This is a genomic window from Nocardia terpenica (assembly GCF_013186535.1).
In the GTDB taxonomy this organism is placed as follows: Bacteria; Actinomycetota; Actinomycetes; order Mycobacteriales; family Mycobacteriaceae; genus Nocardia; species Nocardia terpenica.
This window is the reverse complement of record NZ_JABMCZ010000003.1, coordinates 2,407,453-2,416,923: the sequence shown is the minus strand read 5'-3', so window position 1 is coordinate 2,416,923 and position 9,471 is coordinate 2,407,453. Positions and strand designations below refer to the sequence as shown.

Annotated in this window: 6 protein-coding genes; all 6 read left to right on the top strand. The window is 69.0% G+C overall.

From position 1 onward, the window contains the following. The coding region (locus HPY32_RS32775; RefSeq protein WP_216676406.1) for a TraG/VirB4 family ATPase at positions 1–802 on the top strand (802 nt) is incomplete at its 5' end. Further along, positions 802–3,378 (top strand): type IV secretory system conjugative DNA transfer family protein, encoded by a 2,577-nt coding sequence (locus HPY32_RS32770; protein WP_171983153.1) that lies wholly within the window; start codon positions 802–804, stop codon positions 3,376–3,378. The genes HPY32_RS32775 and HPY32_RS32770, both read left to right, overlap by 1 nt. A 74-nt stretch (positions 3,379–3,452) precedes the next feature. Beyond that, the gene (locus HPY32_RS45860) at positions 3,453–4,472 is read left to right on the top strand and encodes a replication-relaxation family protein (RefSeq protein WP_171983152.1); all 1,020 of its coding nucleotides are present in this window, start codon (positions 3,453–3,455) and stop codon (positions 4,470–4,472) included. Beyond that, on the top strand, positions 4,472–5,452 hold the full coding sequence (locus HPY32_RS32760; protein WP_171983188.1) for a C40 family peptidase: 981 nt from the start codon (positions 4,472–4,474) through the stop codon (positions 5,450–5,452). The genes HPY32_RS45860 and HPY32_RS32760 overlap by 1 nt, the downstream gene beginning before the upstream one ends. 328 nt (positions 5,453–5,780) lie before the next feature. Then, entirely contained in the window at positions 5,781–6,605 is an 825-nt protein-coding gene (locus tag HPY32_RS32755) for a hypothetical protein (RefSeq protein ID WP_171983151.1), read from the top strand. Between the two features lie 736 nt (positions 6,606–7,341). Further along, complete coding sequence (locus HPY32_RS32750) at positions 7,342–8,790, top strand: cutinase family protein (RefSeq protein ID WP_171983150.1); 1,449 nt, start codon at positions 7,342–7,344, stop codon at positions 8,788–8,790. The last annotated feature ends 681 nt before the right edge of the window (positions 8,791–9,471 follow it).

The window sequence follows — 9,471 nt, the reverse complement described above, 5'->3', positions numbered from 1 at the left end:
CGCCGCCCTGGCCCCGTATGTCCGCGGTGGTGCGTTCGGTGAGCTGCTCGACGGTGCCACCACCCACGGGGCCGAGGGCGGGTTGATCGTGTACTCGCTGCGGGCCCTGCCCGAGGAACTCAAGACCATCGGCACCCTGCTCGCATTGGACGCGACCTGGCGTCGGGTCAGCGACCCCGTGACGCGGCGGCCCCGCCTGGTCGTGGTGGACGAAGCATGGCTGCTGATGCGGCAACCGGCCGGAGCGAGGTTCTTGTTCCGGCTGGCCAAGTCGGCCCGTAAGTATCTGGCCGGGTTGACCGTTGCCACCCAGGACGGACCCGACGTGCTGTCCACCGATCTCGGTCGAGCGATCGTCGCCAATGCGGCCACCCAGGTGCTGTTGCGCCAAGCCCCGCAGTCGATCGACGAGGTCGGCGACGCGTTCGGCCTGTCCGAGGGGGAGCGTCGGTTCCTGCTGACCGCCGACCGCGGTCACGGCCTCCTCGCTGTCGGCGCGCACCAGCGCACCGTCTTCGCCTCGGTCGCCTCCCTCGCCGAGCACCAGCTGGCGACCACGTCCCCGGAGTTCGACACCGACACCGACGACCCCGGCTACATCGCCCTCCCCGGCGACGACACCGACGATACCGAGATCGACCTCGGCGCCGACGAAGTCGACTGGCCTGCCGAAGACGACGAGGACATCGACGTCGACAACGAAAACGACTTCACCGACGATGCCGATGCCGATGCCGATGCCGATGCCGATGCCGATGCCGACGACGGTGACGGTGACCCCTACGTCGAGGTGCCGCAGTGATGGGCACCGGATATCACACCCAGACCACTCCCGCAGACGGCGGCAGCTACGGGCCGACGGTGGGGGAGCTGCTCACGCACCCCGGCGTTGTCGGCGACCGCGTTCTCGCGCTCGCCGTCCACTACGCGGTCCCGGCGGCCTGCATTACCGTCCTCGCCGCGGCGGGCATCCTCGCCCTGACCGCCCGGGTACGCAGGCTGCGCGAGCGGCGCTGGGCCGACGGGGCCCGCCACGTCGAGATCCTCATCCCGCCCGAGGTCCAGCCCACCAGCGCAGAAGTCTTGTGGGAGCAGCTGCACGGCGCACTCGAACACCCACTGTGGCGGCGCATGCTGTTCGGAACCCCACACCTCGGGTTCGAATACCGGATCAGCCCGGACGACGGTGCGGTGATCCGGATCTGGGTGCCGTCGGTTGTCCCGCCGCACCTGGTCGAGAACGCGGTCGCCGCATCCTGGCGCGGAGCGCGCACCCGCACCGTGGCCGCCGCACCGCCGATGCCCCCGCCTGTCGCCGGGCACCAGAACGTGCTGGTGGGTGGGGAGCTGCGGCTCGGTCGACCGGAGCAGTGGCCGATCCGCACCGACTCCCACGGCGACTCCGCCGCCGCATTGATCGCCGCCGCCGCAGGCATGCCCCCCGGCTACCATGCGTGCCTGCAGGTCCTAGCCCGCCCCGTCTTCGGCCGCCGCGCCCGCCATACCAGCCGCCCCGGCCGGGGAGCAGGGCTGGCATCGGGTCTTTTGGCCGGGATAGCGGGGGATCTGGTTCGTGAGATGTTCGGCCTGTTCTTCGGCCGGGCACAGACCCGCAACGGTGCACCCCGGCCCGCTCCGCGGTCCGCTGATCGGCAGGCCAGCCTGGAACAATCCGCGCGCGACCGCGCCGCCGCGGTCAAGACCCGCGGCACACACTGGGCCACCGTCATCCGCTACGCCGTCACCGCCCCCGTCCCCACCGGCAGCGACACGCAGGCATGTGTCCGTGCCCGCAAGGTCGCCCGGGGCCGCGCCCATGCGCTGTCGTCCTGCTTCTCGAGCTGTTCGGACTACAACCACTACGCGCGGCACCGCCGCTTCCGGCTGTCCACCGTGCTGACCGAGCGACGCCTCGGGCGCGGTGACCTGCTGTCGACGCCGGAACTCGCGACGATCGCGCACCTGCCCCTGGACGCGGGGATCGCCGAGATCCACCGCGCCGGAGCCCGCGCGCTGGCCCCCAGCGCGATCGTCGCCTTCGCCGGACCGGCCACGAAACCGCTCGGGACAGCCGACGCCGCACCGGGGCGGACGGTGGCCATGCGGGTCGCCGACGCCCGCCACCACGTCCACATCCTCGGGCCCACCGGATGCGGAAAATCGACGCTGCTGGGGCAGATGGTGCTCGCCGACGCCGACGCCGGGCGCGGTCTGGTCCTCATCGACCCCAAAGGCGACCTGATCACCGACCTACTCAAACGCTTACCACGCCGCTGCGCGGACACCGTGGTGCTGTTCGACGCCGACTCCGCCAGCCCGCCTCCGTGTATCAATCCCCTCGACACCACCACCGTCGGCGCAGACCTCGACCTGGTCGTGGACAACCTCGGCACCATCTTCGCCCGCATCTACCACCAGTTCTGGGGCCCCCGCACCGACGACCTGTTCCGCTCCAGCCTGCTGACGGTATGTACTCAACCCGCACCCGCCACCCTGGCCGACGTCGCGCGCCTGCTGACCGACGACACCTACCGGGCCCGGTTGACCGCCACCGTGAGCGACCCTGTGCTGCACGGGTTCTGGACCAACTTCGAGGCCCTCGGCGACGCCGGGCGCGGCCAGCTGACCGCGCCGCTGATGAACAAGCTGCGCCACCTGCTGCTGCGGCCTTTCGTCAAGACCGCCGTGGCCGGTGGCCCGGCCACCGTCGACATCGGCCAGATTCTCGACCAGGGCGGCCTGGTGCTGGCCCGCCTGCCCAAAGGGCGGCTCGGTGAAGAAACCACCCGCCTGGTCGGTGCGCTGCTGGTGGCTCGCACCTGGCAGGCCGTCACCGCCCGCGCCGCCACACCCGCCACACAGCGCCGCGACGCCGCGCTCTACCTCGACGAATTCCACAACTTCCTGCACTCGTCCACACCGGTGGAAGACATGCTCGCCGAGGCCAGGGCCTTGAAACTGTCGATGGTGCTGGCGCATCAGAACCTCGGCCAGCTCACCCCCACCCTGCGCGACGCGGTCTCCACCAACGCCAGAAACAAGATCTGTTTCGCCGTGTCACCCGAAGACGCCCGCGACCTGGCCCGCCATACCCTGCCCCAGCTCAGCGAGCACGACCTCGCCCACCTGGACGCCTACCACGCCGCCGCGCGCCTGTTCGTCCGAGGCCAGAACGCGCCCCCGTTCACCGTCGCCACCGCACCGCTTCCCCCGCCCATCCGAGGCCGATCGGCCCACATCCGCGCCGCCGCCCGCACCCACACCAACGGCATCGCAACCAACGGCATCGCACGGCCCACGCCCACCCCGCCCGCGTCCCGCCCCCGATCGGCGACACCGGCCCCGGGCACCGCCCGCCACGACCCGCGCCGCCGCTGACACGGCCCTGCCACCCGGCATTCCCGCCGTATACCCCGGCCATCCCCGTCCCCCGCCGCTGGAGGTGTATTCCGATGACCCACGTCACCCGCCGCGGACCGACCCGCGCGCACCGATTCCCGCCCGCACCCCGGCGGGCCGTCCCGGCCGGGCAGGCCGCACTGGCCACGGTGCTGACCGGGCGGGATCGGTGGTTGCTGTGGATGCTGTACGAGCATCGCGTCCTGACCACCACCCAGATCGCGGCGCTGGCATTCACCGCCGACCGCCGCGCCAGCCGACGCCTGCAGACCCTGCACCAGACCGGGGTGATCGACCGCTTCCGGCCCCGCCGCCTGGTCGGCACCGCACCCTGGCATTGGATCCTCGCCCCGGCCGGAGCCGCGGTCCTGGCCGGCGAGCACGGCCTCGACATCCGCGAGCTGCGCTGGCGCCACGACCGCGCACTCGCACTGGCCCACAGCCTCCGGCTACGCCACGACGTCGCCGTCAACGACTGGTTCACCGACCTCGCCACCACCAGCCCCACTCAGGGCGTGCTGACCGCGTGGTGGTCACACACCCGCTGCACCCGGCTGTGGGGCGACCTGGCCCGCCCCGACGGCTACGGCCGCCTCGACCCCACCCAGCCCGGCCTCCCGGGTGTCGAGTTCTTCCTCGAATACGACTGCGGCACAGAGTCACTCACCCAGGTCTGCGGCAAACTCGCAGGCTACGCGAACCTGGCCACCGCCACCGGCATCACCACCCCACTACTGCTGTGGCTACCCACCAGCGGGCGCGAAGCCGCCGCCCGCACCGCCCTGCACGCCACAGCCGCCGCACTACCCGACCCAGCCACCGTGCCGATCGCCACCGCCGCCGCCGACTACACCGCCGCCGCCGAGACCGACCCGGCCGGGCCGGTCTGGCTGCCGCTGCACCCCCCGGCGGCCAGCGGCGGCCGGACCCGGCTCGCCCTGCACCGGCTCACCACCGCCTGGCCACAGCCAACCGGCACCACCGGACCCGACAACACCGAGAACCCGGCGGCGGACCGGCGCACCGTGCTCCCACCACCGCCACCACGCCCGCCCCGGGAAGCCACGCCGTGATGTTCGGCGCAGCCGCGGGTACCGCCGCCACGGCCCTGTTCGCTGCCGTCACCATCGGCGCGGTCACCGTCACCGTCGTCGCCGTCGACTCCGCCCGCACCAGCCTCACCGCCCCCGCCACCGGCGGATCGGTGCCGAGCCCCGACGCCGTGGCCGACATCCCCGCCGACAAACTCGCGCTCTACCGCCAGGCGTCGCGCGACTGCCCCGGCCTGGACTGGACCATCCTGGCCGCCATCGGCAAAGTCGAGACAGACCACGGCAGAAGCCCCCTGCCAGGAGTCAGCGGCGGCGAAAATTCCGCGGGCGCGGCAGGTCCGATGCAGTTCCTGGCAGCCACCTTCGACTCGGTGACCGCCCGGCACCGGTTGCCGCCGGGCGGGGCCAGCCCACCGTCGCGCTACAACGCCAGCGACGCCATCCACGCCGCCGCCTACGAACTCTGCGACACCGGCGCACCCACCGACCTACACCGCGCCCTGTTCGCCTACAACCACGCCGACTGGTATGTCCACCAAGTCCTCGACCAAGCCGCCCGCTACCGCGCCACACCACAACCCGAATCCACCGACTGCCAACACATCTCGGCCCTCGACCCGGCCGCGGTCACCGCGCTCACCTTCGCCTGCTCCCAGCTCGGCCAACCCTACGTCTGGGGAGGCAACGGCCCCGACACATCCGGCGGCTGGGACTGCTCCGGCCTGACAAAAGCCGCCTACGCCGCCGCCGGAATCGACCTGCCCCGCACCGCCGACGAGCAATACCACGCCACCACCCCCATCCCGGAAAACCAAATCCACCCCGGCGACCTCATCTTCTACGCCAACAACAAAGACGGCATCCACCACGTCGGCATATATCTCGGAGCCGGAAAATTGATCGACGCACCCGACTTCGGAAAACGCGTCGAAATCAAACCATTCCGATACCCCGGCGACGACTTCCTCGCCGCGACACATCCGGCTAAACAGGATCTATAGCAATGAATGCAACACTGGACACATTCTGCGACTGTGCAATTTTAGCAATTCGGAATGGTTTTGGCGAGTCGCGTGATTGCCTCCCGACATGTAGCGGACCGGGAGTTACGGCACCGGCCGCAACGATGTTGCATCTGGCACGCTCGGAGGTTGCTGTGGCGCGACATATCGATAAATGGAGGCATTCGGCAGATATTCAACACTCACACTCCACCAGTTCCACCCGGGACAATACATATTCGCCCGAATTCCTCAGCCTGGCCACATCACCGCTGGAACAAAAACGGCAAAACATTATCATCGAACCCATGGAAAGGAATGACCGGCCATGAGAAAGACCAGCACGAAGTACGGAAAAAGCTTCGAGTGGGAGCGAGCGCGCGGAATGATCACCGCATTCGGGGAATCGAAGACTCTGGCCGCCTGGTCGAACGACCCGCGGTGCACGGTGAAGCGGGCCCTGTTACGCACTCGCCTCGCTTTGGGGTGGGATCCCGGCGATGCCATCACCCGCCCGAAACGCGACGCCGCACCCCGGCTATTCACACACGAGGGACGCACCCTGACTCTGCGCGGATGGGCCGAACAGAGCGGGATCAAATACAACACTCTCGTCATCAGGACCACGAGAAGCCGAATGACACTCGCGCAGGCACTCGCCAAAGGACCCGACGGCCCGAACTTCAGGCTCGAAGTAACCGCATTCGGCGAAACGAAATCAGTATCTCGATGGGCAGTCGACGACCGGGCCAACTGCGGCGCGGTCACCTTACGGAAACGACTACGCGACGGGTGGGACCCCGAACAAGCCATCACTGCCCAGCCGCAGGTAGACCGACGGCTGGGCACCGGGGTGCCCTACACCGCGTTCGGCATGCGCATGGGCCTGGAGGACTGGGCCCGCCGCGCCCACATCCCGCGAACAATCATCCAATCGCGCATGGACCATCACGGCCTCACCCTCGAGGCAGCCCTTCGTTCGCTGGGATGGGTCCCGCACGACCCCGACGTCGTCGAGCTGGATCTGCTGCAAATCCACGCCGACGACCTCCAACCGGGCGACAACATCATTGCTCGCATCCAGGACACGGACCCGGATCACCCGTGTTTCACGGTCCGCCGAACGACAAATCCCGCCGATGATCCGTCATGAAATCTGGTGCACTGCGCGGATCTAGCGCGCGAATGTGACCCGCGCCCTCGTGCGCCGACCGCCTGGGAATCACCGGGCTTTTCCGGCTCCCGAAGAGACGAGAACGCCTCACGGACGTCGAAGGGAATACGACAGGGTGTGAATACCGCCATGTCATCAGCTCAGGAAAGATGCCTGAAAATTACCGGATCAGACTTGTCCGGCGTTACCGGAGCAGATCTGCAGCCTATCACTGATCACGCGGATCAGGCACCGTGCGCGCGCGACTATCCATGCGAAAGGACCCCCTTGCCATGTCGTCGAAAAAGAAGACCGTCAGCGCTCTGCAAGAATGCTCCTACATTCCTGACTGTTCACGGGATGTGGTGTTCCGGATAGACGAGGTCGACATCCCTGTCGCGGCCGCACCCAGCTTGTGTGATCACGAAAAGTCCGTATGTCGGCAATGCGTTCGGACATGGCGCGAGATGCACTTGTTCGCCGAACGCCTCCCGTGGGAGCGCCGGTCACCGTGAGCTCCCACCAGAGGCCGCGCGCCGGGCCCGCACAGTGCTGGCACCTGGCCGAAGTAGGGCGCTACAGCGGCATGCCCGGGTCCGGCGGCGTGGTCCACGCTTGATCGGCTCCATCTGATTTCCATCCCGGTTGTCCGTTTTCGGCTCTCGGACAGGAGTGCTTCCGGTAGCGGAGGAGTTCAGCCTCCGCGTCCGTACTCGGCACGTTCGGGAGGTTCCCCATGATCGAATCACACGTTGTTGTCGCATCCGGTGATCTGCGGCGGCGTCGCAGCCCACTGCGGCGGCGGGCGGTGAGTGTGGCCGTGTGCGCGGCCACGGTGCTGGCCGCCGGAGGATCCGCGGTTCCCGCCGTCGGCCTGGCCGCCCCGGTCCCGGGGTGCGCGAAGTGGACCGCGGTGTTCGTGGAAGGCACCGGGGAAACCAGCGCCGCCGCCGACCCGGGCCAGCCGGTGTCGGGGATGCTGGCCCCGGTCGCCCACGCCTTGCAGACCCGCTACGGCAGCGACCTCGCGATCGAGTCGCTACCCTACTCCGCCTCACTCAGCCCGACCTATGCGTCCTCGGAATCCTCCGGCGCGCAAGCATTGTCGTCGGTGCTGTCCGGGCTGTGCGCCTCCACCCAGGTGATCCTGGTCGGCTACTCCCAGGGTGCCGACATCGCCGGAGACCTGGCCGCCCGCATCGGAAACAACCAAGGCCCGCTACCGGCCTCACGGATCCTCGCCGTCGGTCTCGTCGCCGACCCCCGCCGCGACTCGTCCACCCCGCAGCTGGGCAGCCCGGCCGGTGGCGAAGGCGTCGAAGGCCCCCGCACCGCAGGTTTCGGTGTCCTGGCAGGCCGGGTCCGCACGGTCTGCGCCACCGGCGACCTCTACTGCTCGGTGTCCCCGCAGACCGACCCGGTCGTGACCACCATCGGGCGCGCGTTCACCGGCAACCCCACCCCCACCACCCCCGGTTCCCCGCAGAGCACGGCGACCAATAGCGGACTCGGAGACCTGGACGCGTCCACCGTGACACGGCAAGTCCTGATCGTGCTGGCCGGGATGGCCTCGACCGCGGCGAATCTGCCCACGATCGGCGCCGACCTGCTCGCGCTGCCGCAGAAGCTGGCCGCGGTCGATATCGAGGGCACCCACCAGATCGCCGCCGACCTCAACAACCAGTTCCATCCCCTGATCACCATGGCCTCACAGGTCGACCTGCATCTGATCGCCCAGATCCTGACCCTGTTCGCCCCCGCCGACACCAGCGGCGTCACCGGGGCCGCAGCACAGATCGTCGAAGTCCTGGCCCGCCTAGACATCAACCGCCTCGCCACCGACGCCGGAACCGCCCAAGAGGTCGCATGGCAGGCCGTGCAGAAACTCACCACCGGCGACCCACTCGGCGCGGGCCTGGAACTCGTCGGACTGGTCCCCGTAGCCGCCGACCTCGCCGCAGTCGCCGCCGCCGCGCTCACCGGCACCACCGCCGCACCACTGGCCTCCCTCGGCACCGCCGCCGCATCCGGGGGCAGCACCCCCGCCTCCGCGCTGACCGATCTCGCCCGCCAGGGCACCGACGCGGCTCAGTTCTTCGCTTCCGGTGTGCACCAGAGCGGATATTCCACCGGTCTGCAGCAACTCACCACCTGGCTGACCGATCTCCTCGACCGCGCCCGGTAATCCCGGGCCGGGCCGGTGCGCGCACTGGGCTCGCACCAGCCCGGCGGGACGCGGGGGCGCGCGCACCAGCGGCCGACCGGGACGGCGACGCGTGTTCACCAGGCCGCTGCGGCGTATTTAGGCGCGGTTGCCGACGTCGAGTTCCCGGCTGTTGCACCTGCTCGCGGGCAGCGACCAGGTCGTGGACCGAGCCGGATTCACCATCACCGCCCCGCGCGGCGAGAATTCGGTCGGCGCGTCGACATCGCCTGGATATTTTCGCCGTGAGTTGTGCGCTTTCCCGGAGTACCCCAGGTCGACAATGTCTTTGGCGGCCTTGCCGGACTCCTGCGATCACAGAAAGTCCGTGTGCCCGGGGCACTGTAGCCGGATAGGGCGCGCGAGGTATTTGTTCCACCGGGCGCTTCTCTTGGGAATTCCCGCGTCCGCTGGCCGGAAACCGGCCGGGAAAATAGTCACCACGGGCCCCGGTTATCGCGCTGAAAGAAGACGGGCATCTTATTAGATATCGGCTTGACATTCACGCGGGTAGCGAGCGTCCATGTAGGTGGTACCCCGCAACCGAATGATGGCGACGCAATTCGCGCGCGGGGAACCGTCCCGGCCGGGACATGACCCAACCACATCGAATTCACGATTTTCCGACGGGAGACGTCATGTCCACACCCGCAACAACCACAC